Genomic DNA, 21592 nt, shown 5'->3' with positions numbered 1-21592 from the left:
AGCGTTACGCTGCGGGCATGATCCATCTCGAACGCCTGGACCATCTGGTCCTCACCGTGGCCGACATCGAACGCAGCTGTGATTTCTACCAGCGCGTGCTCGGCATGCAGGTCGTGCGCTTCGGCGCCGGCCGCACCGCGCTGCAGTTCGGCCGGCAGAAGATCAACCTGCATCCGGCCAGCGCCCCGCTGCAGCCGCATGCGCTGCAACCCACGCCGGGCAGCGCCGATCTCTGCCTGATCACGCGTACCGCCATGGCCGATGTGCTGGCCCACCTGCAGGCGCAGTCCGTTGCGGTGGAGGAGGGGCCGGTTGCACGCACCGGCGCGCTGGGTCCGATCGAATCGGTGTACTTCCGCGACCCGGATGGCAACCTGATCGAAGTCAGCCATTACCCCGACGAAGCACAACTGCTCCGGTAGCGCCGGACCATGCGGGGCGACGCGTCAGTTCGCCCAGACGCTGTTCGGATCGCCGTTGCGGGCGCGACGCTGGCTGGCGACTGCCAGGCGGGCGAAGCCGAAGGCCATGGCCAACGCGATGGCATCGATCCAGAACAACGGCCACTGGCCCTGCGAGGCAGCGCGCCACAGCCAGTCACCATTGAGTGCGCCGTGCAGCACCGGCACCAGCGCGGTACTGATCGCCGCCGCCCACAGCAGCTCGCGTGCGGCCTGCGCCGGGCGTCGCAGCGCGGCCCACAGCGCACAGGCCGCCCAGCTGCCAAAGCAGGCCCAGCGGATGCCATGGTCTACCGCCGCCGGCGCCAGCCGTTCCAGCACCAGCGCGGTGAGGAACGCGACCGAGATCGCCACGCACAGGCCGATGCACACGCCGACCGTGGCCCGTGCCATGTTTACTCCGGCGCGCGGCTGCTGCGGCTGGCGACGCTTGCGCCGCGACTCGATCCACAGCAGGTTGCCCGAGTAGAACAGGAACGCACCGCCGAGGCCGAGCAGGAAGTACAGCCAGACCACCACGCCGTTGCCGAACTCGCCGAAGTGCAGCGCATAGGCGGCGCTGAGCGTGGCGTGGTTGGCGTCGCGCTGGCCCGGCAGCTGGGTCGCCAGTACATTGCCGGTGGCAACGTCCAGCGCCACAGCGCCGAGGGGGCCGAGCGTGCCGGTGGATTCACCGGTGATCTCGATGGTGGCGTTGGCGTCGCCGGCGTTGGCCAGCTTCAGGTAGGCCGGCTCGAAGCTGGTCACGCCCTGTGCGCGCGCCACTTCCAGCGCCCGCGCATGCAGCACGCGCAGGCTGCCCGGCGGCGAGGGGATGCCGGTCGCTTCACGCACCGGTGCGGTGTCCATCGCTGTTGGCACGGCCTGCAGGGCCTTGCCGTCGAAGATCAGCGGGTTGAGCAGGGCCATCTGCACGAACACCAGGCAGAGCAGGGCCCCGGTCACCGCGAACATCAGGTGGAAGGGCAGGCTCAGCACGCCGATCACGTTGTGCGCGTCCTGCCACAGCTGTTTCAGGTTGCGCCCCGGACGCAGCGCGAACAGGTCGCCGAGCAGCTTCGGCAGATGGATCACCAGGCCGCTCAGCAGGGCCATGCCGTACAGCAGGCTGACGATGCCCATCACGTAGATGCCGGCCACGGGCAGGCCGAGGCTGTAGTGCAGCTCGTTGACCAGTTCCGCCAGCCCGGTCTGCGGCGGCGTCGGGCTGCCGGCGATCTGACCCGGCCAGGCGTAGCGCCAGCTGCCGTCTTCGGCCTGCCAGTACGCGAGTGGCTGCGGGTGGTCGGCGCCGGGGAAGGTCATGCCGACGTGGCGGCGGGCTTCCGGATGCGTGGCCAGTACGTCCTCCAGCAGGTACTGCGCATCATCCAGTCCTGCCGGCAGCGCAGTGGCTGCGCCCGGCGTCTGCCACAGCGGCAGATCGTGGTGGAACAGGGTCAACGCACCGGCGTAGAAGGCCACGAACAGGCCGAAGCCAGCCACCAGGCCGACCCAGGTATGCAGGGTGGTGAACGTGCGCAGGGTCTGCGAGCTGAACTTCATGGGGCAGGTCTCATTGCACCGCGCCGAACAGGCGCAGCAGCCCAAGCACGGCGAAGCCGGCGGCGGCGCTGCCACCCAGCACCAGCCAGGCACGCAGCGCGCTGCGGAAACTGAACGCCCACAGGGCGGCCAGCATCCACAGCGGGATGAAAGCGATCAGGGACGGCACCAGCGCCCGCTGCCAGGGGCCGGGCGGCAGCCATGCCAGCAGGCCGGTCGCGGCGGCGGCCAGGAAGAAACCGGCGACGATGCCAGCGAAGGCGCGCGGCCACATCAGGGCGACTCCGGGCCGGGACGGTGCCAGGCGGCCAGGGCCGGCAACAGCATCGCCGCCAGCATCCAGGTGCACAGCATCGCCACCAGGCCGGCAGCGAAGCCGAGTTCTGCCATCCACAGCCACAGCGCAGCGGCGGCCGCGACCAGGCCGATCTGGCGGCCCAGGCGACCGGCGCGGCGCAGGCGCGGCCAGCGGCAGTGCGGCGAGGCGGCATAGAAGGCCAGCGCCGAGAACATCGCCGCCAGCATGCCCAGGCTGCAGAAGCCGAGCGTGGAAAGGCCGACGGTGATCATTGCGGACGGCTGCCGCGGCAGCGGGCCGGCGAACGCGGGGCACGGGCGGGGCCGGCGGGAGCCGGTCGGAGCGGGTGGCGCATCACGAGGTCCTGGGGGAAAGCGGGCAGGCTGGCACGGGGCGGGCTGCGTGCACATGGTAGTCATTGCGTTTTCACGCCGCCAGCGGCGGCCATTCAGCGGACCGTACGGTAGCCCTTGGGCTTTCCGGTGCGCTGGTTTAAGATCATCACACTCCCCGACTGGAACAAGGTGGCCCGCGCCCAGCGCCGGCCGAGCGTGCGACATGAGCACTACCACCGCCCACTGTTGACCTGCCCCCGAAGGCCCTGTGTTCCAGGCGCCCTCGTGGCGCTTTTTTATTGCCCGGGCGCCGTCCCGGGACCGCTTTCCAGCCCGCCCCGCGGGCCCCGCACGAAGCCACTGCGATGATCAACATTACCCTTCCCGACGGCAGCCGCCGCGAGTTTGAAACCCCCGTCAGCGTCATGGACGTCGCCCAGTCGATCGGTGCCGGCCTGGCCAAGGCCACCATCGCCGGTGCCGTGGATGGCGTGCTGGTCGATGCCAGCGACGTCATCGACCACGATGCCAGCCTGCGCATCATCACCGCCAAGGACGAGGAGGGCGTGGAGATCATCCGCCACTCCTGCGCCCACCTGGTCGGCCACGCCGTCAAGCAGCTGTACCCGGACGTGAAGATGGTGATCGGCCCGGTGATCGCCGAAGGCTTCTATTACGACATCTACTCCGAGCGCCCGTTCACCCCGGACGACATGGCCGCGATCGAGAAGCGCATGGGTGAGCTGATCGCCCAGGACTACGACGTCATCAAGAAGATGACGCCGCGCGCGGAAGTGATCGAGATCTTCAAGGCCCGTGGCGAGGACTACAAGCTGCGCCTGATCGAGGACATGTCCGACGATATCCAGGCGATGGGCATGTACTACCACCAGGAATACGTGGACATGTGCCGCGGCCCGCACGTGCCGAACACGCGCTTCCTGAAGGCCTTCAAGCTGACCCGCATCTCCGGCGCCTACTGGCGTGGCGACGCGCAGAACGAACAGCTGCAGCGCATCTACGGCACCGCCTGGGCCGACAAGAAGCAGCTCGAGGCGTACATCAAGCGCATCGAGGAAGCCGAGATGCGCGACCACCGCCGCATCGGCAAGCAGCAGGACCTGTTCCATCTGCAGGAAGAAGCGCCGGGCCTGGTGTTCTGGCACCCCAAGGGCTGGGCGCTGTGGCAGGTGGTCGAGCAGTACATGCGCAAGGTCTACCGCAACAGCGGCTACGGCGAAGTGCGCTGCCCGCAGATCCTGGACGTGAGCCTGTGGAAGAAGTCCGGCCACTGGGACAACTACCAGGACAACATGTTCTTCACCGAATCGGAGAAGCGCACGTACGCGGTCAAGCCGATGAACTGCCCGGGCCACATCCAGGTGTTCAACCAGGGCCTGCACAGCTACCGCGACCTGCCGATCCGCTATGGTGAGTTTGGTTCCTGCCACCGCAACGAGCCGTCCGGCGCGCTGCACGGCATCCTGCGCGTGCGTGGCTTCACCCAGGACGACGGCCACGTGTTCTGCACGGAAAACCAGATCGAGTCGGAAGTGACGGCCTTCCACCAGCAGGCGCTGGCGGTTTACCAGCACTTCGGCTTCGACGAGATCCAGATCAAGATCGCCCTGCGCCCGGAATCGCGGCTGGGTGACGACGCCACCTGGGACAAGGCCGAAGGCGCGCTGCGCTCGGCACTGACCGCCTGTGGCGTGGAATGGCAGGAGCTGCCGGGCGAGGGTGCCTTCTATGGCCCGAAGATCGAGTACCACCTGAAGGACGCCATTGGCCGTACCTGGCAGCTGGGCACCATGCAGGTCGACTTCATGATGCCGGGCCGCCTGGGCGCCGAGTACGTGGACGAGAACAGCCAGAAGAAGCACCCGGTCATGCTGCACCGCGCCATCGTCGGCTCGATGGAGCGCTTCCTGGGCATCCTGATCGAGCACCATGCCGGCCAGTTCCCGGCCTGGCTGGCCCCGACCCAGGTGGTGGTGGCCAACATCACCGATGCCCAGGCCGACTACGTCTCGGGTGTGACCAAAACCCTTGCGGAGCAAGGCTTCCGCGTCAGCTCGGATTTGCGTAACGAGAAGATCGGCTATAAAATCCGCGAGCATACGTTGCAGCGCGTGCCCTACCTGCTGGTCATCGGTGACCGCGAGAAGGAAAATGGGGCTGTGGCGGTGCGTACGCGTTCTGGCGAAGATCTGGGCAGCATGAGCCTGCAGGCCTTCATCGAGCGGCTCCACGCCGAGGGCGCGTAAGCAAAGGTCCGGTCCGGGCGCACAGGCACCCGGACCGGTTCGATACCCTTGGGAGAACGTAATATCAGCACCCCTGACAACAAACAGAACCGCAAGAATCAGGAAATCCGTGTGCCGCGCGTCCGCGTGATCGGCAGTGACGGAGAAATGATCGGCGTGTTGTCGCGCGACGAAGCGCTGTCCATGGCCGAAGATGAAGGCCTGGACCTGGTCGAGATCCAGCCGCAGGCCGATCCGCCGGTCTGCAAGATCATGGACTTCGGCAAGTTCAAGTTCGAAGCGCAGAAGAAGGCCAGCGAGGCCAAGAAGAAGACCAAGCAGGTCGAGATCAAGGAAGTGAAGTTCCGTCCGGTCACGGACGAGGGCGACTACCAGATCAAGCTGCGCAAGATGCGCGGGTTCCTCGAGGATGGTGACAAGATCAAGGTCAACATCCGCTTCCGTGGCCGTGAAATGAGCCACCAGGAACTGGGTCGCGAAATGGCCAACCGGATCGAGGCCGATCTGGGCGAGGACATCGTCATTGAATCCCGTCCGCGCCTGGAAGGGCGTCAGATGGTCATGATGATCGCGCCGAAGAAGAAGACCTGAGGCCTGACGGGCCGCCTTCCGGGGCGCCTGGCTGAATGGTTCAGGGTAAGGGGGCGCCGCTGGCGTCCCTTTGCTTTTGCAGGAGGCCGGTGAATTGCCGGTAAAGGGTTGCAGGGGCTGGTGGCAAGGCGGTTTTGCCTGTATCATGCCCGGCTCGACCCACCCAGGACGGGTCGTACGCCGATCATGGCAGGACGGAAAGAGCGGCCCAGGCCGCCGCCAGATCAGTCAGAAACCAGGGTCATATCCCATCAAGGACATTGCAATGCCCAAGATCAAGACCAACCGGGCAGCGGCCAAGCGTTTCCGCAAGACCGCCTCGGGCAAGTACAAGTGCGGCCACGCCAACCGTAGCCACATCCTCACGAAGAAAGCGACCAAGCGTAAGCGTAATCTGCGTCAGACGGGCCATGTCCGTGCAGAAGACGCAGGCCGTCTGGACCGCATGCTCCCTTACCTCTGAGGAACTGAAAAATGGCACGAGTTAAGCGTGGCGTACAGGCGCGTCGCCGCCACAAGAAGATTCTGGATCTCGCCAAGGGCTATTACAACGCCCGTCGCAAGGTCTTCCGCGTCGCCAAGCAGGCGGTCATCAAGGCACAGCAGTACGCCTACATCGGCCGTAAGCAGAAGAAGCGCAACTTCCGTTCGCTGTGGATCACCCGTATCAATGCGGCTGCCCGCATCAACGGCCTGAGCTACAGCCGCTTCATGAACGGTCTGCTGAAGGCCGGCATCACCCTGGATCGCAAGGTCCTGGCTGACATCGCCGTGCACGACGCAGCCGGTTTTGCTGCGCTGGCCGAAAAGGCCAAGGGCGCGCTGGCGGCATAAGTCCTTCCCGATGCCGTAACCGTTCACTCGGAACGGTGTCAGGTCAAGGCAATGCATGGGGAAGGGCGCAAGTCCTTCCCCATTCTTTTTTGGGTCCCGGCGAGGCCACGACGGCAGCGCGGGGACGGCGGTGGCGACAGGGGTCGGCCCTTCGCGCATCGCGATGGCAGATCGACTGGAGTTCCGGCCCCCCATGAGCGACATCCAATCCCTCACCACCCAGGCGCTGGCCGATGTGGCCGCCGCACAGAGCCCCGACGTGCTGGAACAGCTGCGCGTGGCCCTGCTTGGCAAGAGTGGCAGCATCACTTCGCAGCTCAAGCAGCTCGGCGCCCTGCCGGCCGACGAGCGCAAGGCCGCCGGTGAAGCGATCAACCAGGCCCGTGACGCGCTGACCCGCGCGCTGGGCGAGCGCAAGGCGCTGCTGGAAGACGCGGCACTGGATGCGCGCCTGGCCGCCGAAGCCATCGACATCACCCTGCCGGGCCGCAATGGCGACCGTGCCGGCCTGCACCCGATCACCCGCACCCTGGAACGCATCACCGGCATCTTCGGCCGGCTGGGCTACGAGCTGTCGGAAGGGCCGGAGATCGAGGACGACTGGCACAACTTCGAGGCGCTGAACTTCCCGCCGCACCACCCGGCGCGCGCCATGCACGACACCTTCTACTTCGGCGACGGCCGCCTGCTGCGCACGCATACCTCTGGTGTGCAGGTGCGCTACATGGGCGACCACGCGCCGCCGCTGCGCATGATCGCCGCCGGCAAGGTGTACCGCAGCGACAGCGACCAGACCCACTCGCCGATGTTCCACCAGGTCGAAGGCCTGCTGGTCGACGAGCATTCGACCTTCGCCGACCTGAAGGGCACGCTGGCCGAGTTCGTGCGCGCATTCTTCGAGCGCGACTTCGAGATGCGTTTCCGTCCCAGCTACTTCCCGTTCGTTGAACCGGGCGCGGAAGTGGACATCGCCTGGCAGCAGCCCGATGGCAGCACCCGCTGGCTGGAAGTGCTCGGCTGCGGCATGGTGCATCCGAACGTGCTGCGCAACGTCGGCATCGATCCGGAGCGCTACACCGGCTTTGCCTTCGGCATGGGCGTGGAGCGTTTCGCGATGCTGCGCTACGGCGTCAATGACCTGCGCGCGTTCTTCGAGAACGATGTGCGGTTCCTGAAACAGTTCGCGTAAGCCGCAACCATGTAGAGCCGAGCCATGCTCGGCTGCTCCTAAATTCGCAGGCCCAGGCGCATGCGCCGGGCCCACCAGGGTGACACCATGAAATTCTCCGAAAACTGGCTGCGCAGCCACGTCCCGACCTCCGCCTCGCGCGATGAACTGAGCGCGGTGCTGACCGCCATCGGCCTGGAAGTGGAAGAGGTGACCGCGCTTGGCGAAGGCCTCGACCACGTGGTCGTGGCTCGCATCGTCGAAGCCGTGCGCCATCCCGAAGCCGATCGCCTGCAGGTGTGCAAGGTCGATGCCGGGCAGGGCGAGCTGCTGCAGATCGTGTGCGGCGCACCGAACGCGCGCCCGGGCCTGGTCGCGCCGCTGGCGATGGTCGGTGCGCAGATCGGCGAGCTGAAGATCAAGCCGGCCAAGCTGCGTGGCGTCGAATCCAACGGCATGCTGTGCTCGGCCAAGGAGCTGGGCCTGGACAATGATGCATCCGGCCTGCTGGAGCTGCCGGACGATGCACCCGTCGGCCAGTCCCTGGTCGAGTATCTGGGGCTGCCGGACGCCAGCATCGAGATCAAGCTGACCCCGAACCGCGCCGACTGCTTCAGCCTGCGCGGCATCGCCTACGACGTCGCCGCGGCCACCCGCAGCGAAGTGCTGGATTTCGCCGCCGATGCCATTGCGCCGGTCGGCAGCCGTGAACTGTCGATCCAGCTCGATGCCGGCGCCGAAGCGCCGCGTTACCTGGGCCGCGTCATCGAAGGCGTCAACGCCGCCGCCAGGACCCCGCTGTGGATGGCCGAGCGCCTGCGCCGCAGCGGCGTGCGTCCGGTCTCGCTGCTGGTCGACATCACCCAGTACGTGATGCTGGAGCTGGGCCAGCCGATGCATGCCTACGACCTCGGCACCCTGCAGGGCAGCATCGCCGTGCGCCGTTCGCGCGCGGGCGAGAGCCTGAAGCTGCTGGACGGCCGTGACGCCGCGCTGGACGACAGCTTCCTGGTGGTCACCGATGCCGACCGTGCGGTCGGCCTGGCCGGCCTGATGGGCGGCTTCGACACCCGCGTCACCGATGACACCGCCGCGGTGTTCCTGGAGGCCGCGCACTTCGCGCCGGCCGCGATCATGGGCCGTGGCCGCAAGCTGGGCCTGCACACCGATGCCGGTCATCGCTTCGAGCGTGGCGTCGATCCGGCACTGCCGCGCACCGCCATCGAATACGCCACCCGCCTGGTGCTGGACCTGGCCGGCGGTACCCCGGCGCCGGTCACCGAGGCCGTGCGTGAAGCCGATCTCCCGCAGCCGGCAACCATCGTGCTGCGCCGCGCCCGCATCACCCGCGTGCTCGGCATCACCATCGACGACGCCGAAGTCGAGCGCATCCTGCGCGCGCTGGGCATGGACGTGGCTGCCACGGCCGAGGGCTGGCAGGTCGCCGCGCCGAGCCGTCGCTTCGACATTGCCATCGAAGAAGACCTGATCGAAGAACTGGCCCGCATCCACGGTTACGAGCAGATCCCGACCACGCTGCCGGGCGGTGCCTCGCGCGTGGCGATGCCGAGCGAGACCCAGCTGGACGCGCTGAGCGTGCGTCGCCAGCTGGTCGCCCGCGACCAGCAGGAAACCGTCAACTTCGCCTTCGTCGACCACGCGCTGCTGACCCAGTGGCAGTTGCGCGACGGCCTGGTGCCGCTGGCCAACCCGCTGTCGGCGGAACTGGCGGTGATGCGCCCGTCGCTGCTGCCGGGCCTGGTCGCCACCCTCGGCCGCAATGCCGCGCGCCAGCTCGGCCGCGTGCGCCTGTTCGAGATCGGGCGCGTGTTTGTCCAGCAGGCCGGGGACGGCCAACCGGCACCGCTGGAAACCCCGCGCGTGGCCGCTGCGGTCTGTGGCGATGCGCAGGCGGTGCAGTGGGGCCTGCCGACCCGCAAGGTCGACTTCCACGACCTGAAGGGCGACCTGGAATCGCTGGCCGCGGCCAGTGGTGCGCAGCTGGAGTTCCGCCCGTCGGCCCGTCCCTATGGCCACCCGGCGCGTTCGGCCGAGGTGTTCCGCGATGGCGTGGCGATCGGCTGGATCGGCCAGATCCACCCGCGCCTGGCCAGGGCGATGGACATCGAAGCCGACGTCTATGCCTTCGAACTGGACCTGGAACCGCTGGCCGCCCGTCGCCTGCCGCGTGCGGGCGAGCTGTCGCGCTTCCCGGCAGTGCGCCGTGACCTGGCGTTCCTGGTGCCTGAACAGGTGGCCTGGGCCGACCTGGCGGCGACCGTCCGCCAGGCCGCCGGCCCACTGCTGCGCGACCTGAACCTGTTCGACCGCTATGTCGGCCAGGGCGTCGAGCCGGGATTCAAGAGTCTCGCTATGGGCTTGATTTTGCAGGACAAGTCGCGCACTCTGACGGACCGCGACGTGGATGCGGTGGTGGCCGAGGCGGTCACTGCCATCGAGCGTGAACACCACGCCCGGATCCGCGGCTGAGCGGGCAGCACTCGGGGGTAGCAGGCAATGGCATTGACCAAGGCGGAGATGGCGGAAAAGCTGTTCGACGAAGTCGGTCTGAACAAGCGGGAAGCCAAGGAATTCGTCGACGCGTTTTTCGATGTGCTGCGTGAAGCATTGGAACAGGGACGTCAGGTGAAGCTGTCGGGCTTCGGTAATTTCGATCTGCGGCGCAAGAACCAGCGCCCGGGTCGCAACCCCAAGACCGGCGAGGAAATTCCGATTTCCGCCCGTACGGTGGTCACCTTCCGTCCGGGCCAGAAGCTCAAGGAGAGGGTGGAAGCTTATGCTGGATCCGGGCAGTAACCGCGAACTACCGCCGATCCCGGCCAAGCGCTACTTCACCATTGGTGAAGTCAGCGAGCTGTGCGACGTCAAGCCGCACGTCCTGCGCTACTGGGAAACCGAGTTTCCCAGCCTTGAGCCGGCCAAGCGCCGAGGCAACCGCCGCTACTACCAGCGCCACGACGTGCTGATGGTCCGGCAGATCCGCAGCCTGCTGTACGAACAGGGCTACACCATCGGTGGTGCACGCCTGCGCCTGGATGGCCCCGATGCCCGCGAGGAATCGGCGTTGAGCAACCAGATCATCAAGCAGGTGCGCATGGAGCTGGAAGAAGTGCTGCAGTTGCTGCGCCGCTGATCCCATTTCCATCGTAATCCGCTATACTTCACGGCCCGCCGCACTGGCGGGCACATCGCAGCATCAGTCGGGGCGTAGCGCAGCCTGGTAGCGCATCTGCCTGGGGGGCAGAGGGTCGTCGGTTCGAATCCGGCCGTCCCGACCACTGTGATGAATCAAGAAGCCTGCGCAGCGATGCGTGGGCTTTTTTGTGAGCGCGGTGTATGCTGCGCGCCACTCGTACTACCGCGGCTGCTGAACCCGGTACTCACGAGAACACATCATGGAATCTGCAAGAAACCGTGCCTGGCGTCGCAGCCAGGCTCGCAACCGCGGTGGCGACCGCGCTACGACCGCCTACAGCTACAAGCCCGAGAAGAACTGGAAGCTGCTGTATACGCGCGATGCCAAGCTCGCGCGTGCACGCCAGCTGGGCTTCACCTATCCGGTCCTCAGCGCCCGCCAACTGCAGGAACAGGAATGATCAACCTGCTGTTCGTCTGCAGCCGCAACCAGCTGCGCAGCCCGACCGCCGAAGCCATGTGGCGACGGCGGCCCGGCTTCGCAGCGCTGTCGGCCGGCACCAGCCCACATGCACGACGCCCCATCGGCCCGGCGGATATCCGCTGGGCCGATGTCATCTTCGTGATGGAGGCCAAGCACCAGCATCGCCTGCAGGCCACGTACGCACGCCTGCTGGAACACAAGCGCCTGCATTGCCTGGACATCCCCGACGACTATCGCTGCATGGATCCGGTGTTGATGGACCTGCTGGACGCCAAGGTGGCCGTGTATCTCGATCAGCTGCCGGCAAAGCGGTAGATCAACTCCGGATCGCCTTTGTCCAGTCCATGCACGATGCCGTGGTCGATGAAACCGGGCGTGGCGAGCAAGCGTTGCATGCTGGTGCTGGTGCTGGTGCTGGTGCTGGATGCATGGGGCGAAGTGAAGCGCTTGCCATGGCCCTGCAGCGCGATGGCGTGCGCGTGAGCAATCGCTGCAGCCAGCGCGCGGCCGGCAGTCAATACACCCGGAACTCGGCCCTGCAGCCATCGCTGACCCAGATACCGCGGCGGTCCCAGCCCCAGTTGTGGTCTTCGATGCAGGTCGTCACCGATTTCTGCTTGACCATGCGCACCTCATGACGCACGCGGATGCGGCATTCCTTGTCCTTCTTTTCGTAGGACTCACAGACCAGGCGTTCACCCTCATCGTCGCGATCACGGCCCCTGCCGCGTCCCGGCCAGCGGCCATGTTCATCGGCGACAAACTCGGCACGGCAGCCATCGGTCACCCACAGCATGCGACGGCTCTGGCCCCAGTTCTGGTTTTCCACGCAGCGGGTGACCGATAGTTGCCTGGCCAGGCGCATCGGGCCCTCGATCGGGCATTGCTCGGTCTTGTTGAACTGGGATTCGCAGCGAAGTGCGGGAATGTGCGCTGCGTCGTAATCCTGGGCAGCCACGGTGGTGGCTGCAAGCAGCATGGCCAGGGAGATGCCGCCAATCGGCAGCAGCAGGCGATGGGTCATGGGGGCCTCGTTGAGGGAGCGGGCGGCAAGAATGACCCAGCCCGGGTCCATTGGAACGCTTCGTTCCCGACGTGGCTCAGTGGGGATTTAGTAGTGCGCGCGGGTCCATGCAGAGGCTTACATCCCGTATCATCGCTGCACATCCGATCGCATCGGGTTACACCTTCTTACATGTCTTCCACGCCTGTCGGCGCGGCCTGTGGCGGCCGTCACTGGCGCGCGGCCGGCCTGTGGAGGACGATGCGCGGACCACGACGACCACAGGGGGTTGCGTTGATCAGCAGTATCGTCATTCATCGCTCGGTAGGCGCAGGCGCCGCCGAGGTGCAGGTCCTGGACACCACGTTCAAGGGCAAGCATGTGTTCGTTGCCTGGGGGCTGCGCGGGCCGGAACTGACCCGCAGCGCGGACCCGGCTGCCACTGTGGCTGCGCGCAAGGCGCTGCAGTCCGTGGCAGGGCACAGCGAGGGGCCGCGCAGCCCGGAAGTGTTCATTGCCAACCAGTCTGCGGTGGCGATCACCGTCTATCGCCTGCTCACCGATGCGCGCTCGGGAGATGGCGTCTTCTTCCTGTGCGATTCGCAGGCCGTGGTCGACTGGTTGATCACCGCGCTGGAAGTCCGCGACGCGGGCTGATTCCGCGTCGCGCATTGCGGCGTCTCAGCCGAGTGCTGCATCCACCGCAGCCAGCGCATGCAGGGTGGTGGTGTCGAACAGCGGTACTGCGCTGTCTTCCGGCCGTACCAGCAGCATGATCTCGGTACAGCCCAGGATGATCGCTTCAGCGCCGCGCTCGACCAGGCGCGCGATCACGCCGGCGTAGAGCTGCCGCGAGCGCTCGCTGACCACGCCGGCAATCAGCTCCTGGTAGATGATGTCGTGCACGTTGCGGCGGTCATCGGCGTCAGGCACCACTACCTCCAGGCCGAAGCGTTCCTGCAGGCGGCCTCGATAGAAGTCCTGCTCCATGGTGAAGGCCGTACCGAGCAGGCCCACTTTGCGCGCGCCTGCCTGCAGGATCGCAGTCGCGGTCGGATCGGCGATGTGCAGCAGCGGCAGCGTGCAGGCCGCCTCGATGCGATCGGTCAGCTTGTGCATGGTGTTGGTGCAGATCAGCAGCAGGTCGGCGCCGCCCGCCTGCAGGCGCCGCGCGCCATCGACCATGTGATCACCCAGGGCGTCCCAGTCGCCGTCGTGCTGCAGCTGCTTGATGCCGGCGAAATCCACCGACCACAGCAGCAGCTGCGCGGAGTGCGCGCCTCCGAGCCGCCGCCGGACCTGCTCATTGATGAGGCGGTAGTACTGGGCCGAACTTTCCCAACTCATGCCGCCGATCAGGCCGAGGGTCTTCATGCGCTGCTCCAGGGAAGAGGCGGCCATTGCAGCACAATGAGGAAGGGCATTGCACAACGCATGGGCGTTGGGCAGGCCACGCGGGTGGGGTCTGATCGACCCCGGTGCTGCTGCGGCGCGATAATGTTGCTACCAATGGGAGGGCAGGGCGATGGGCGAGTGTTGCGGCTGTGGCAAGACCCTGGACGTGACGGCGATGCAGGCGCGGCACCGGCGCGTGCTGTGGATCGTGCTGCTGGTCAATCTGGCCACCTTTGCGTTGATGGTCGCTGCCGCCGGGTACAGCCATTCGTCCTCGTTGCTGTCCGGCGCCCTGGACAACCTGGGTGACGCGGCGACCTATGCGTTGAGCCTGGCGGTGGTCGGCGCAGGCCTCGTGGCCAAAGCGCGGGTTGCCCTGTTCAAGGGATTGCTGATCCTGGCGGCGGCCCTCGTGGTGGCTGCGCAGATCGGATGGCGGTTGCTGCACCCGGAGGTGCCCCTGTTTGCCAGCATGGGCCTGGCGGCGCTGCTCAACCTGGCCGCCAACGCGGCGTGCCTGTGGTTGCTGACCCCTTATCGCAACGACGACATCAACCTGGCGTCCGCCTGGGAATGCTCGCGCAATGACCTGTATGAGGGCGCATCGGTGTTGCTGGCCGCGGGCCTGGTAGCGCTGTTCGGTGCGGGCTGGCCGGATCTGCTGGTAGCGGTCGCACTGCTGGTGCTGTTCCTGCGCTCGGCGTTGCGGGTCCTGCGCTCGGCCTGGGAGGAACTGCGCAGCGCGCGCCTGCTGGCGTCGTGAGTGCGCGTCTGTAACCGTCGCATCCGCGCCAGGCTGTATGTGACGCAGGCCATGGCCACGCTCTAAGCTTGCTGGGTTTTCCTGCGTGGATGTTGAAATGGCCCTGCATACCTGGTGGTGGTTCCTGGCCACGGTCTTTGTCCTGTGCGGCACGCCTGGGCCGAACATGCTGCATATCCTCGGCCGCAGCGTCGGACTCGGCTTCCGCGGCAGTGTGCCGGCGATGGCCGGTTGCCTGCTGGCGATGCTGCTGGTGCTGGCGGCCTCCGCAGCGGGCCTGAGTGCGCTGCTGCATTCCTCGCCGATGCTGTTCGAGGTGCTGCGCTATCTGGGCGTGGCCTATCTGGCCTGGCTGGGCCTGAGGGCATGGCGCGACAGCTGCCGTCCCGCGCCTCCGGTGACGGTGGATGCCGCACTGCCGATGACGCCGACGCTTGGTGTCTGGACCGTGTTCCGTGGTGGCCTTCTGGTGGGTCTGAGCAATCCCAAGCTGCTGCTGTTCGCGGCGGCGTTCCTGCCGCAGTTCGTCGATCCGTCGCGCAGCCAGGCGGTGCAGTACAGCGTGCTGGTCGCCACCTTCGCGGCCTGCGAACTGTTCTGGTACGTGATGTACGCGGCCGGCGGTCACGGCCTGCGGCGTTGGCTCGCAAAGCCATTCGCGCGGCGCTGGTTCGAGCGCCTGGTGGGAAGTGTGTTCCTGGCGTTCGCGGTGGCGCTGCTGCGTTTCCGCCCGCGCTGATTCACGCCGTGCACGCGGCCTGTTCACGACTGCGGCATCGGCCGCAGCCTAAGTTGATCCTCCAGTTTGGAATCCCTGCGGGGAAAGGATCGACATGATCAAGTGGGCCATCATTTTCGCCGTCATCGGCATCATCGCGGGCGTGCTCGGCTTCGGTGGCATTGCCGGTGCCGCGGTCGGCATCGCCAAGTTCCTGTTCTGGGCCGGCATCATCATTGCCGTGGTGTTGTTCCTGCTCGGCATGAGCGTGGCCAAGAAGGTCAGCTAGCGCCGTGGTCGCGCGGCAGTGTGCTCAGTGCGCGCTGCTGCGCGAGAACAGGTTGATCACCAGCACGCCGGCGCAGATCAACCCGATGCCGATCAGGGCCGGTGCATCCAGGCGCTGCTTGAACACCACCAGCCCGATCAGCGAGATCAGCACGATGCCGACACCGGACCAGATCGCATAGGCGATGCCGGTCGGCACCGACTTCATGGTCATCGACAGCAGGTAGAAGCACAGCCCGTAGCCGACCAGTGCGCCCAGCGTCGGCGCCAGCCGGCTCATGCCATCGGAAGCCTTCAGCAGCGAGGTGGCGATCACCTCCAGCACGATGGCGGCAGCGAGATAGGCGTAGGGGTTCATCATCGGCTCCGGTTCACTGCGGGTCGCACAGCTTCAGCGCCTGCTCGGCCATCGCCACTGCGTTGATGCGCTCGTCTTCGTCCAGCGGGCGCCCGTAGGCGGTGGCCCAGTAGCCATCGGCGGCGCAGCGCGCGGCATACAGCCGTGGGTCGCCGGCTTCGTCAGGGAACTCGGCCAGCATCGCGCGCTTCCAGTCGCGCCAGTGCGCAAGCAGGCCCGGTTCCATCAGGTTGCCCAGGGTCAGGCCGATGTCGTTCTCCTGTTCCTGCTGCAGCAGATGTTCGAAGTTGGCCTGCACATAGGCACGGCTGAAACAGCCATGGCCCTTCGGGTTTTCCTGCAGCAGGGCACGCACGCGCGCTTCGAATTCGCCAATCAGTGCCCCGATGGCTTCGTCGACCAGGGCCTGCTTGTTGCTGAAATGATGGAACAGCGCGCCCTTGCTGACCCCGGCTGCCTGCGCGACGTCCTGGACGGTCAGGGCCGCCAGGCCTTGTTGGCCGATCACTGCGATGGTGGCCTGCAGCAGCGACTGGCGCACGCTGTCGGGCGCCTTGCGGCGCGAGCGGGAAGGGGATGCGGACATGGCAGGAAGAAACCGACTGGACGGTACGATTGTAGCGCAGGCTTTGCTTTGCGCTGCGCTGCCACCGCCGGCAAGAGGCCGGCAGCCTGGACTCAATCGCCGATACGGGCGAAGCGCGGTTGCGGTCCGTGTTCGCCAGGAACCTGTTCAATGAACATCGGATACGGACGGACCCAGAGGCCACCTTCACCATAGAGGGCGCGATACAGCACCATCGGCTGCAGGGTTTCACTGCTGCGCACGATGTCGATCACTTCGTACTCGCCGCCCTTGAAGTGGCGGTAGCGGCCCGGGGGGAGGGAGGGCAGCGGGCTCAATTCAGCCATGGCGGGCACTGCTCACTTGCGGGCCGGGCTGGCCGGCTTCGCGCAATAACTGTCGATGGCCTCGGCGGTATTGGCCAGGCCCTGGTCCTGCGCCAGTTCCCACGGGCGTTCGCATCGCTGGCTGTGCTCGCACCACTGGTAGCCGGCCGAACCGATGCAGCCGTGGGCATCTCGATCACCGCCGACAACCGGCGTGGCAGGCGAAGCAGCTGCGGCATCGGCGCGGGCGGCTGCCTGATCCTGGCTCGCGCAGGCGGCCAGGAGCAGCAGGGCTGGAATCAGAAAAAGCGCTTTCATCGGGCGGGCTCCGTGCCTAAAGCAACAGTGTCCGCCGTGCTCAATCCGGCATCAAGCACTCAATGCACGGCAGCGCGGATCAGCTCCTCGATCAGCACGACGTAGCTGGCAACGAAATAGAACTTCAGCAGCGTGCCGCGCTGCTGTGAGAAGAAGGTGCGCATGTGGAAGGGGCCCCTGTTGATGACGATAGTGTGAAGCTCCGCTGACTCCGTGACAAGGATCACGAAAATGAACTCGTTAAACCGGCTCAGGGTTGTGAGGGCGCGGGAATCCGACCCAATGGCGCGGCATTTTCGTACATGTCTGATAGGCCGCAGCGCAGGCGCTCGCTAGCCTGATGGTGTACCGGCTGCAGGAGGGGGCCGCTGCCGGTGCATCTTTCCGTCCTGCAGGAGTTTTCCATGGTCATCACTGTCCAATGCAATGCACGGCACTGGTCCGTGCTGGATCCACGCGCCGGTGAGGCCAGCAGCTACGCGCGGGGTGCCGATGCGTTCGATGCCGCCGCAGCACTTGCCCTGGAGCATCACCGTCGCACCGGCCAGCGCAGCACGGTGCGGGTCGAGGCGCTGGGCAGCGCGGTGGATGCGTTGCACGTCGGCGGCTGAAGCCTCTCGGCGGCGCAGTCAGCCGCGGTTGAGTTGTTTGAATGGGGAAAAACCGTGGTGGTGTGCCCCCCTGTGCGCCGCGCCACGAATCCCGGATGCTTGCGCCATCGTATTCATCTGGAGATATCGATGGGCAAGGCACTCACCTGGCGCACTGCGGCCTGCACCCTGCTGCCAATGCTGGCCGCCGCCGCCGGCGGCGCTCAGGCACAGAGCTACGGTTACGGCTATGACGATGACCGCTATGGCGGCCGTGAAGGCAGCGGCATCGTACGCTGCGAGTCGATCAAGAATCGTAGCAACGAGTGCCGCCTGGAGGGGCGGGCGCGGATGATCCGCCAGCTGTCCGGTTCGCCCTGCGTGGAAGGTGAGACCTGGGGCCAGTCACGCTACGGCGTCTGGGTAACCCAGGGCTGCCGCGCCGAATTCGTCGGTGAGTACCGTCGTGGTGGCGGTTGGGGCAATGGTGGAGGCTGGGGTAACGGCAATGGCAACGGTTGGGGCGGCGGTGAGGTGATCACCTGCCATTCCAATGGCCACCGCCAGGAGTACTGCGACGCCCGCATCCGCCGCGGCGTGCGCCTGGTTCGCCAGGATTCGCGCAGTGCCTGCATCGAGGGCCAGACCTGGGGCTGGGATCGCCGGGGTATCTGGGTCAGCGACGGCTGCCGGGCCCAGTTCCAGGTGAATTGAGCGTGGCCCTCTAAAATCAGAAAAATCTGATACAGCTCACATTTTGAACTGTCGTATCTTCTGCGATCAGGGCACCTCTGTGTGTCCCTGATCTGTTGCGATGATGCCTGCCGTGATCGGCAGGAATGTTCCGCTACCGTCGATACGCTGACTCAAGGAGTGAGCCGCATGTTGATCCGCCTGCAATGCGAACAGCGCCAATGGCGCGTGCTGCATCCGGAACGGCCGGAGCCGATCGATTTCCGCGACGGTGCCCGGGCCTTCGACTTCGCTGAAACCCTGGCGCGCCTGCACTTTGTCGATACCGGGCAGCGCGCTGCCGTGCGCGTGGAAGCCAGCGGCGCCTTCGTGGAAGCGGTCAGCTACGGCTGAGCGCGGGGGCGCAGGTGGCGGCAACCGGGGGCTTTGTCCATGCCATCCACGCATGGCGTGGATCTACCGGGTGTGGCATCCACGCGTAGCGTGGATGCACCCGTTCGGGGAATGGATGCGTGTCTCCGGTAGATCCACGCCATGCGTGGATCCGCCGTCTGCTGAGCTGCTTCAGCCCGCCGCGCTCAGCGGTGGGGTACCCGCGGCCAGCTGAGGCCAACGCTTGAGTATCGCTGCACGGATGCCCGCAGCGTCGATGCCGGCTTCGGCCAGCAGGTCCTCGCGGCTGGCGTGGTGCTGGTAGCTGTCGGGCAGACCCAGGTGCAGGATCGGGCGCAGCACGCCTTCGGCATTGAGCAGCTCACCGACGCCGGAGCCGGCGCCACCGGCCACCACGTTGTCTTCGATCGTCACCAGCCCCTCGTGCTGGGCGGCGACAGCCAGCACCAGCTCGCGGTCCAGCGGCTTGATGAAACGCATGTTGACCACGCTCAGGCCCAGTTCGCGGCCAACCTGTTCGGCGGCGGCCACGGTGCTGCCGAAGGCGAGCAGGGCGATGCGGCTGCCCTGCAGGCGCAGCTCGCCCTTGCCGATCGGCAGGGTGGACAGGTCGGTGCCGGCGGCGACGCCGGTGCCAGTGCCGCGTGGATAGCGCACGGCGGCCGGGCCCGGGTGCTGCAGGCCGGTGCTGAGCATCTGCCGGCACTCCGCTTCATTGGATGGCGCCATCACCACCATGTTCGGCACGCAGCGCAGGAAGCTCAGGTCGAGGTTGCCGGCGTGGGTCGCACCGTCCGGGCCGACCACGCCGGCGCGGTCGATCGCGAACAGTACATCCAGGTCCTGGATGGCCACGTCGTGCACCAATTGGTCGTACGCGCGCTGCAGGAAGGTCGAATAGATCGCCACCACCGGCTTGCCCCCCTGGGTCGCCATGCCGGCGGCCAGCGTGACCGCGTGCTGTTCGGCAATCGCCACGTCGAAGTAGCGCTGCGGGTATTCCTTGCTGAAACGCACCAGGCCGGAGCCTTCGCGCATCGCCGGGGTGATGCCGTAGAGGCGTGGCTCGGCGGCGGCTGCATCGCACAGCCAGTCGCTGAACACGTCGGTGTAAGTGGGCTTCCTGGCGCCGGCCTTGGCCACCAGGCCCTTGTCCGGATCGAACGGACCCACCGCGTGATAGCCGATCTGATCGCCTTCGGCCGGCTCGTAGCCCTTGCCCTTTGTCGTCATCACGTGCAGCAGCTTCGGGCCCTTGGAGGCGCGCAGCGTCTTCAGCGTGGACAGCAGGGCGGGCATGTCGTGGCCGTCGATCGGGCCGGTGTAGTGGAAGCCCATTTCCTCGAACATCGTGGACGGCACGAACATGCCCTTCCAGTGTTCTTCCCAGCGCTTCACGAAGCGCGCCGGGTTGTTCTTCTTGTCGCCGAGGATCTTCTTGCCGCCTTCGCGCAGTGCATTGAGCGTGCGGCTGCCGGTGGCGCGGCCGAGCATCTTGGTCAGGCCGCCGACCGCCTCGGAGATCGACATGTTGTTGTCGTTGAGGATCACCAGCAGGTTCGGCTCCGGCTCCATGCCGCCGGCGTGCATCAGCGCTTCGAAGGCCATGCCGGCGGTCATTGCACCGTCACCGATCACCGCAACGACCTGGCGGTTGTCGCCTTCGGACTGGCGAGCGATGGCCATGCCAAGCGCGGCGGAGATCGAGGTCGACGAATGGCCGACGCCGAAGGTGTCGTACTCGCTCTCTTCACGTTTCGGGAACGGCGCCACGCCGTCCTTCTGCTTGACGGTGTGGATCTCGTCGCGGCGCCCAGTCAGGATCTTGTGCGGGTAGGTCTGGTGACCGACGTCCCAGACCAGCTGGTCCTGCGGGGTCTGGTACAGGTAGTGCAGGGCCACGGTGAGTTCGATCACGCCCAGGCCGGCGGCGAAGTGGCCGCCGCTCTTGCCCACCGATTCGATGAGGTAGGCGCGCAGTTCGTCGGCGACCGCCCTCAATTCGGATTCGTCGAACGTGCGCAGGTCATCCGGTGTCTGGATGCGCGCGAGGCGGGGATAGCGGGCAGAGTCGATCATCATGTTCGCACTTGTTCTGAATGCCCATTTTCGCCCTCAAACGGGGGTGGGGCAAGCAAACGCCGCCGCCCGTGACAGGACGGTGAGGGTTGCATTTTCGGCGATTCAAGTGCTCAGTTTTGAACGCTTCGGCAATTGCGCCTTCAGGAAGGCCATCTGGTCGGCCAGGATGTTGCGGTTGGACAGGATCAGATGCTCGATCCAGCTGGGCCGGTAGGGCACCGCCAGCAGGGGCATTCCGGCCTGCTGCGGGGTGCGGTCGCTCTTGCGCGAGTTGCAGTGGAAGCAGGCGGTGACCACGTTTTCCCAGCAGTCCAGGCCGCCCTTGGACAAGGGCATGACGTGGTCGCGGGTGAGCGTGGGGCGGTTGAACTGCTGGCCGCAGTACATGCACAGATGGGCATCGCGGGCGAACAGGGCCGGGTTGGTCAGGTTCGGCGTCGGGTCGATCGCGCGGGAGCGGGCGTGGCCGCGCGCGGCGATGATCGGGTGCAGGTCCATCCCGCTCTGCAGGCCGCTGAAGCGGTTGGTGCCGCCATGGATGTGCAGGCAGGGATCGCCGAGTGTCCAGGCGACGGCTTCGCGGGCGTAGAGGCACGCCGCGTCCTGCCAGGTGATCCAGTCCAGTACGCGTCCGTGGGCATCAAGCGAGAGCAGCCGGACGGAACCGGGTCGATGCAGCGTCGTGGCGTTGGGCGATGCTTCGGCGCCCGGAGCAGAAAACGGAGCTCCGGCTTCGATCAGACCCAAGCGTGTAGTGTCTGTCTCCATCGGGAGAACAGCTTATACCTGAATGTTGACGATTTGTGTATCGCCTGTGGGCGATACGCAAATCGCAACGATTCAGGTCCGCGCATTCTTCCTATTCCCCGCGCCTTCGGCGCGCCCCCTTTAACAAAAGGGGGCTTTTCTCCAGAGAGAGACTGGGGGCTGCCAGGCCGGGGTCGGATCCTTTTCCCGCAGG

General features: G+C 66.3%; 29 protein-coding genes, 1 tRNA gene and 1 pseudogene. 19 read left to right on the top strand and 12 right to left on the bottom strand.

Features of this window, described 5'->3' with window-relative positions:
- The first annotated feature begins 17 nt into the window (after positions 1-17).
- Positions 18-422 (top strand): VOC family protein, encoded by a 405-nt coding sequence (locus V3B41_RS12905; RefSeq protein ID WP_197620254.1) that lies wholly within the window; start codon positions 18-20, stop codon positions 420-422.
- A 24-nt stretch (positions 423-446) separates the two neighbouring features.
- Here V3B41_RS12905 and V3B41_RS12900 read toward each other — a convergent pair whose 3' ends face one another.
- The 3 genes from V3B41_RS12900 to V3B41_RS12890 are packed head-to-tail and all read right to left on the bottom strand — an operon-like array spanning position 447 to position 2576.
- Positions 447-2006 (bottom strand): PepSY-associated TM helix domain-containing protein, encoded by a 1560-nt coding sequence (locus V3B41_RS12900; RefSeq protein ID WP_329861325.1) that lies wholly within the window; start codon positions 2004-2006, stop codon positions 447-449.
- Positions 2007-2016: 10 nt separating this feature from the next.
- Entirely contained in the window at positions 2017-2280 is a 264-nt protein-coding gene (locus V3B41_RS12895) for a hypothetical protein (protein ID WP_049427283.1), read from the bottom strand.
- On the bottom strand, positions 2280-2576 hold the full coding sequence (locus V3B41_RS12890; RefSeq protein ID WP_049434122.1) for a hypothetical protein: 297 nt from the start codon (positions 2574-2576) through the stop codon (positions 2280-2282). The genes V3B41_RS12895 and V3B41_RS12890 overlap by 1 nt, the downstream gene beginning before the upstream one ends.
- 428 nt (positions 2577-3004) lie before the next feature.
- On the opposite strand from V3B41_RS12890, the gene thrS reads away from it, so the two are divergent.
- From thrS to V3B41_RS12835, 11 genes are all read left to right on the top strand, one after another.
- Positions 3005-4906: a threonine--tRNA ligase gene (gene thrS / locus V3B41_RS12885; RefSeq protein WP_049430379.1), complete on the top strand. Its 1902-nt coding sequence runs from the start codon at positions 3005-3007 to the stop codon at positions 4904-4906.
- A 48-nt stretch (positions 4907-4954) separates the two neighbouring features.
- Complete coding sequence (gene infC, locus V3B41_RS12880) at positions 4955-5497, top strand: translation initiation factor IF-3 (protein WP_019660568.1); 543 nt, start codon at positions 4955-4957, stop codon at positions 5495-5497.
- 265 nt (positions 5498-5762) lie between these two features.
- Entirely contained in the window at positions 5763-5960 is a 198-nt protein-coding gene (gene rpmI / locus V3B41_RS12875; protein WP_005410436.1) for a 50S ribosomal protein L35, read from the top strand.
- 11 nt (positions 5961-5971) lie between these two features.
- Positions 5972-6331: a 50S ribosomal protein L20 gene (gene rplT, locus V3B41_RS12870; RefSeq protein ID WP_005410435.1), complete on the top strand. Its 360-nt coding sequence runs from the start codon at positions 5972-5974 to the stop codon at positions 6329-6331.
- Positions 6332-6524: 193 nt separating this feature from the next.
- On the top strand, positions 6525-7520 hold the full coding sequence (locus tag V3B41_RS12865) for a phenylalanine--tRNA ligase subunit alpha (protein ID WP_005417865.1): 996 nt from the start codon (positions 6525-6527) through the stop codon (positions 7518-7520).
- Between the two features lie 87 nt (positions 7521-7607).
- On the top strand, positions 7608-9989 hold the full coding sequence (pheT, locus tag V3B41_RS12860) for a phenylalanine--tRNA ligase subunit beta (protein WP_049430388.1): 2382 nt from the start codon (positions 7608-7610) through the stop codon (positions 9987-9989).
- A 27-nt stretch (positions 9990-10016) separates the two neighbouring features.
- Complete coding sequence (locus V3B41_RS12855) at positions 10017-10316, top strand: integration host factor subunit alpha (protein ID WP_005410432.1); 300 nt, start codon at positions 10017-10019, stop codon at positions 10314-10316.
- Complete coding sequence (locus tag V3B41_RS12850; RefSeq protein ID WP_005410431.1) at positions 10297-10653, top strand: MerR family transcriptional regulator; 357 nt, start codon at positions 10297-10299, stop codon at positions 10651-10653. Before V3B41_RS12855 ends, V3B41_RS12850 begins: the two co-directional genes overlap by 20 nt.
- A gap of 68 nt (positions 10654-10721) precedes the next feature.
- Positions 10722-10798, top strand: a tRNA-Pro gene (locus V3B41_RS12845).
- A gap of 117 nt (positions 10799-10915) precedes the next feature.
- A complete protein-coding gene (locus tag V3B41_RS12840) occupies positions 10916-11116 on the top strand; it encodes a hypothetical protein (protein ID WP_014037933.1) in 201 nt (66 codons plus the stop codon).
- Positions 11113-11454: a phosphotyrosine protein phosphatase gene (locus V3B41_RS12835; protein WP_049430374.1), complete on the top strand. Its 342-nt coding sequence runs from the start codon at positions 11113-11115 to the stop codon at positions 11452-11454. The genes V3B41_RS12840 and V3B41_RS12835 overlap by 4 nt, the downstream gene beginning before the upstream one ends.
- Here V3B41_RS12835 and V3B41_RS12830 read toward each other — a convergent pair.
- Together V3B41_RS12830 and V3B41_RS12825 are read right to left on the bottom strand one after the other, a co-directional pair.
- Positions 11433-11615: pseudogene (locus tag V3B41_RS12830) on the bottom strand (GNAT family N-acetyltransferase); the annotation flags it as partial. The gene V3B41_RS12835 and the pseudogene V3B41_RS12830 overlap by 22 nt on opposite strands.
- 38 nt (positions 11616-11653) lie before the next feature.
- Positions 11654-12163, bottom strand: a complete 510-nt coding sequence (locus V3B41_RS12825) for a DUF3011 domain-containing protein (RefSeq protein ID WP_099551918.1) — start codon at positions 12161-12163, stop codon at positions 11654-11656.
- A gap of 240 nt (positions 12164-12403) precedes the next feature.
- Between V3B41_RS12825 and V3B41_RS12820 the strand changes: the two genes are divergently transcribed.
- A complete protein-coding gene (locus V3B41_RS12820) occupies positions 12404-12799 on the top strand; it encodes a hypothetical protein (RefSeq protein WP_197620259.1) in 396 nt (131 codons plus the stop codon).
- A 24-nt stretch (positions 12800-12823) separates the two neighbouring features.
- Here the strand turns inward: V3B41_RS12820 and V3B41_RS12815 are convergent, their stop codons facing one another.
- Positions 12824-13516 (bottom strand): aspartate/glutamate racemase family protein, encoded by a 693-nt coding sequence (locus tag V3B41_RS12815; RefSeq protein WP_106548812.1) that lies wholly within the window; start codon positions 13514-13516, stop codon positions 12824-12826.
- 151 nt (positions 13517-13667) lie between these two features.
- Here V3B41_RS12815 and V3B41_RS12810 point away from each other — a divergent pair, with 151 nt between their 5' ends.
- The 3 genes from V3B41_RS12810 (at position 13668) to V3B41_RS12800 (ending at position 15307) form a co-directional block, all read left to right on the top strand.
- Positions 13668-14300, top strand: coding sequence for a cation transporter (locus V3B41_RS12810; RefSeq protein ID WP_329861321.1), 633 nt, complete (start codon positions 13668-13670; stop codon positions 14298-14300).
- A gap of 97 nt (positions 14301-14397) precedes the next feature.
- Positions 14398-15039 (top strand): LysE family translocator, encoded by a 642-nt coding sequence (locus tag V3B41_RS12805; RefSeq protein ID WP_329861319.1) that lies wholly within the window; start codon positions 14398-14400, stop codon positions 15037-15039.
- Between the two features lie 94 nt (positions 15040-15133).
- Positions 15134-15307: a DUF1328 domain-containing protein gene (locus V3B41_RS12800; protein ID WP_049430366.1), complete on the top strand. Its 174-nt coding sequence runs from the start codon at positions 15134-15136 to the stop codon at positions 15305-15307.
- Between the two features lie 24 nt (positions 15308-15331).
- Here V3B41_RS12800 and V3B41_RS12795 read toward each other — a convergent pair whose 3' ends face one another.
- From V3B41_RS12795 to V3B41_RS12780, 4 genes are all read right to left on the bottom strand, one after another.
- Positions 15332-15664: an SMR family transporter gene (locus V3B41_RS12795; RefSeq protein ID WP_049430384.1), complete on the bottom strand. Its 333-nt coding sequence runs from the start codon at positions 15662-15664 to the stop codon at positions 15332-15334.
- Between the two features lie 13 nt (positions 15665-15677).
- Positions 15678-16250: a TetR/AcrR family transcriptional regulator gene (locus tag V3B41_RS12790; RefSeq protein WP_111113478.1), complete on the bottom strand. Its 573-nt coding sequence runs from the start codon at positions 16248-16250 to the stop codon at positions 15678-15680.
- Between the two features lie 92 nt (positions 16251-16342).
- On the bottom strand, positions 16343-16576 hold the full coding sequence (locus V3B41_RS12785) for a DUF1653 domain-containing protein (RefSeq protein WP_049430363.1): 234 nt from the start codon (positions 16574-16576) through the stop codon (positions 16343-16345).
- Positions 16577-16588: 12 nt separating this feature from the next.
- Positions 16589-16873 carry a hypothetical protein gene (locus V3B41_RS12780; RefSeq protein ID WP_049430361.1) on the bottom strand — a complete coding sequence of 95 codons (285 nt, stop codon included), beginning with the start codon at positions 16871-16873 and terminating at the stop codon, positions 16589-16591.
- Positions 16874-17277: 404 nt separating this feature from the next.
- Between V3B41_RS12780 and V3B41_RS12775 the strand changes: the two genes are divergently transcribed.
- The 3 genes from V3B41_RS12775 to V3B41_RS12765 all read left to right on the top strand — a co-directional run bounded on the left by V3B41_RS12775 (position 17278) and on the right by V3B41_RS12765 (position 18549).
- The gene (locus tag V3B41_RS12775; RefSeq protein ID WP_049430358.1) at positions 17278-17484 is read left to right on the top strand and encodes a hypothetical protein; all 207 of its coding nucleotides are present in this window, start codon (positions 17278-17280) and stop codon (positions 17482-17484) included.
- A gap of 129 nt (positions 17485-17613) precedes the next feature.
- The gene (locus V3B41_RS12770; protein WP_049430356.1) at positions 17614-18177 is read left to right on the top strand and encodes a DUF3011 domain-containing protein; all 564 of its coding nucleotides are present in this window, start codon (positions 17614-17616) and stop codon (positions 18175-18177) included.
- Between the two features lie 168 nt (positions 18178-18345).
- A complete protein-coding gene (locus tag V3B41_RS12765) occupies positions 18346-18549 on the top strand; it encodes a hypothetical protein (RefSeq protein ID WP_049430354.1) in 204 nt (67 codons plus the stop codon).
- A 171-nt stretch (positions 18550-18720) separates the two neighbouring features.
- Here V3B41_RS12765 and dxs read toward each other — a convergent pair whose 3' ends face one another.
- Positions 18721-20628, bottom strand: a complete 1908-nt coding sequence (dxs, locus tag V3B41_RS12760) for a 1-deoxy-D-xylulose-5-phosphate synthase (protein ID WP_049430382.1) — start codon at positions 20626-20628, stop codon at positions 18721-18723.
- A 105-nt stretch (positions 20629-20733) separates the two neighbouring features.
- Positions 20734-21399, bottom strand: coding sequence for an HNH endonuclease (locus tag V3B41_RS12755; RefSeq protein ID WP_019336875.1), 666 nt, complete (start codon positions 21397-21399; stop codon positions 20734-20736).
- Positions 21400-21592: the final 193 nt, after the last annotated feature.

Source organism: Stenotrophomonas sp. SMYL89 (genome assembly GCF_036319985.1).
GTDB lineage: Bacteria > Pseudomonadota > Gammaproteobacteria > Xanthomonadales > Xanthomonadaceae > Stenotrophomonas > Stenotrophomonas maltophilia_Q.
This window is presented reverse-complemented; position numbering and strand designations above follow the sequence as displayed.

Bases quoted from the DNA above. Each gene is read 5' to 3' on its own strand.
- V3B41_RS12895 (WP_049427283.1), bottom strand. From the start codon at position 2,280: ATGTGGCCGCGCGCCTTCGCTGGCATCGTCGCCGGTTTCTTCCTGGCC.
- V3B41_RS12775 (WP_049430358.1), top strand. From the start codon at position 17,278: ATGGTCATCACTGTCCAATGCAATGCACGGCACTGGTCCGTGCTGGAT.
- V3B41_RS12800 (WP_049430366.1), top strand. From the start codon at position 15,134: ATGATCAAGTGGGCCATCATTTTCGCCGTCATCGGCATCATCGCGGGC.
- V3B41_RS12770 (WP_049430356.1), top strand. From the start codon at position 17,614: ATGGGCAAGGCACTCACCTGGCGCACTGCGGCCTGCACCCTGCTGCCA.
- V3B41_RS12905 (WP_197620254.1), top strand. From the start codon at position 18: ATGATCCATCTCGAACGCCTGGACCATCTGGTCCTCACCGTGGCCGAC.
- V3B41_RS12765 (WP_049430354.1), top strand. From the start codon at position 18,346: ATGTTGATCCGCCTGCAATGCGAACAGCGCCAATGGCGCGTGCTGCAT.
- V3B41_RS12785 (WP_049430363.1), bottom strand. From the start codon at position 16,576: ATGGCTGAATTGAGCCCGCTGCCCTCCCTCCCCCCGGGCCGCTACCGC.
- V3B41_RS12840 (WP_014037933.1), top strand. From the start codon at position 10,916: ATGGAATCTGCAAGAAACCGTGCCTGGCGTCGCAGCCAGGCTCGCAAC.
- dxs (WP_049430382.1), bottom strand. From the start codon at position 20,628: ATGATCGACTCTGCCCGCTATCCCCGCCTCGCGCGCATCCAGACACCG.
- V3B41_RS12810 (WP_329861321.1), top strand. From the start codon at position 13,668: ATGGGCGAGTGTTGCGGCTGTGGCAAGACCCTGGACGTGACGGCGATG.
- V3B41_RS12890 (WP_049434122.1), bottom strand. From the start codon at position 2,576: ATGATCACCGTCGGCCTTTCCACGCTCGGCTTCTGCAGCCTGGGCATG.
- V3B41_RS12805 (WP_329861319.1), top strand. From the start codon at position 14,398: ATGGCCCTGCATACCTGGTGGTGGTTCCTGGCCACGGTCTTTGTCCTG.
- V3B41_RS12865 (WP_005417865.1), top strand. From the start codon at position 6,525: ATGAGCGACATCCAATCCCTCACCACCCAGGCGCTGGCCGATGTGGCC.
- V3B41_RS12835 (WP_049430374.1), top strand. From the start codon at position 11,113: ATGATCAACCTGCTGTTCGTCTGCAGCCGCAACCAGCTGCGCAGCCCG.
- V3B41_RS12825 (WP_099551918.1), bottom strand. From the start codon at position 12,163: ATGACCCATCGCCTGCTGCTGCCGATTGGCGGCATCTCCCTGGCCATG.
- thrS (WP_049430379.1), top strand. From the start codon at position 3,005: ATGATCAACATTACCCTTCCCGACGGCAGCCGCCGCGAGTTTGAAACC.
- V3B41_RS12780 (WP_049430361.1), bottom strand. From the start codon at position 16,873: ATGAAAGCGCTTTTTCTGATTCCAGCCCTGCTGCTCCTGGCCGCCTGC.
- rpmI (WP_005410436.1), top strand. From the start codon at position 5,763: ATGCCCAAGATCAAGACCAACCGGGCAGCGGCCAAGCGTTTCCGCAAG.
- V3B41_RS12815 (WP_106548812.1), bottom strand. From the start codon at position 13,516: ATGAAGACCCTCGGCCTGATCGGCGGCATGAGTTGGGAAAGTTCGGCC.
- V3B41_RS12900 (WP_329861325.1), bottom strand. From the start codon at position 2,006: ATGAAGTTCAGCTCGCAGACCCTGCGCACGTTCACCACCCTGCATACC.
- pheT (WP_049430388.1), top strand. From the start codon at position 7,608: ATGAAATTCTCCGAAAACTGGCTGCGCAGCCACGTCCCGACCTCCGCC.
- V3B41_RS12790 (WP_111113478.1), bottom strand. From the start codon at position 16,250: ATGTCCGCATCCCCTTCCCGCTCGCGCCGCAAGGCGCCCGACAGCGTG.
- V3B41_RS12820 (WP_197620259.1), top strand. From the start codon at position 12,404: ATGCGCGGACCACGACGACCACAGGGGGTTGCGTTGATCAGCAGTATC.
- V3B41_RS12795 (WP_049430384.1), bottom strand. From the start codon at position 15,664: ATGAACCCCTACGCCTATCTCGCTGCCGCCATCGTGCTGGAGGTGATC.
- V3B41_RS12855 (WP_005410432.1), top strand. From the start codon at position 10,017: ATGGCATTGACCAAGGCGGAGATGGCGGAAAAGCTGTTCGACGAAGTC.
- rplT (WP_005410435.1), top strand. From the start codon at position 5,972: ATGGCACGAGTTAAGCGTGGCGTACAGGCGCGTCGCCGCCACAAGAAG.
- V3B41_RS12850 (WP_005410431.1), top strand. From the start codon at position 10,297: ATGCTGGATCCGGGCAGTAACCGCGAACTACCGCCGATCCCGGCCAAG.
- V3B41_RS12755 (WP_019336875.1), bottom strand. From the start codon at position 21,399: ATGGAGACAGACACTACACGCTTGGGTCTGATCGAAGCCGGAGCTCCG.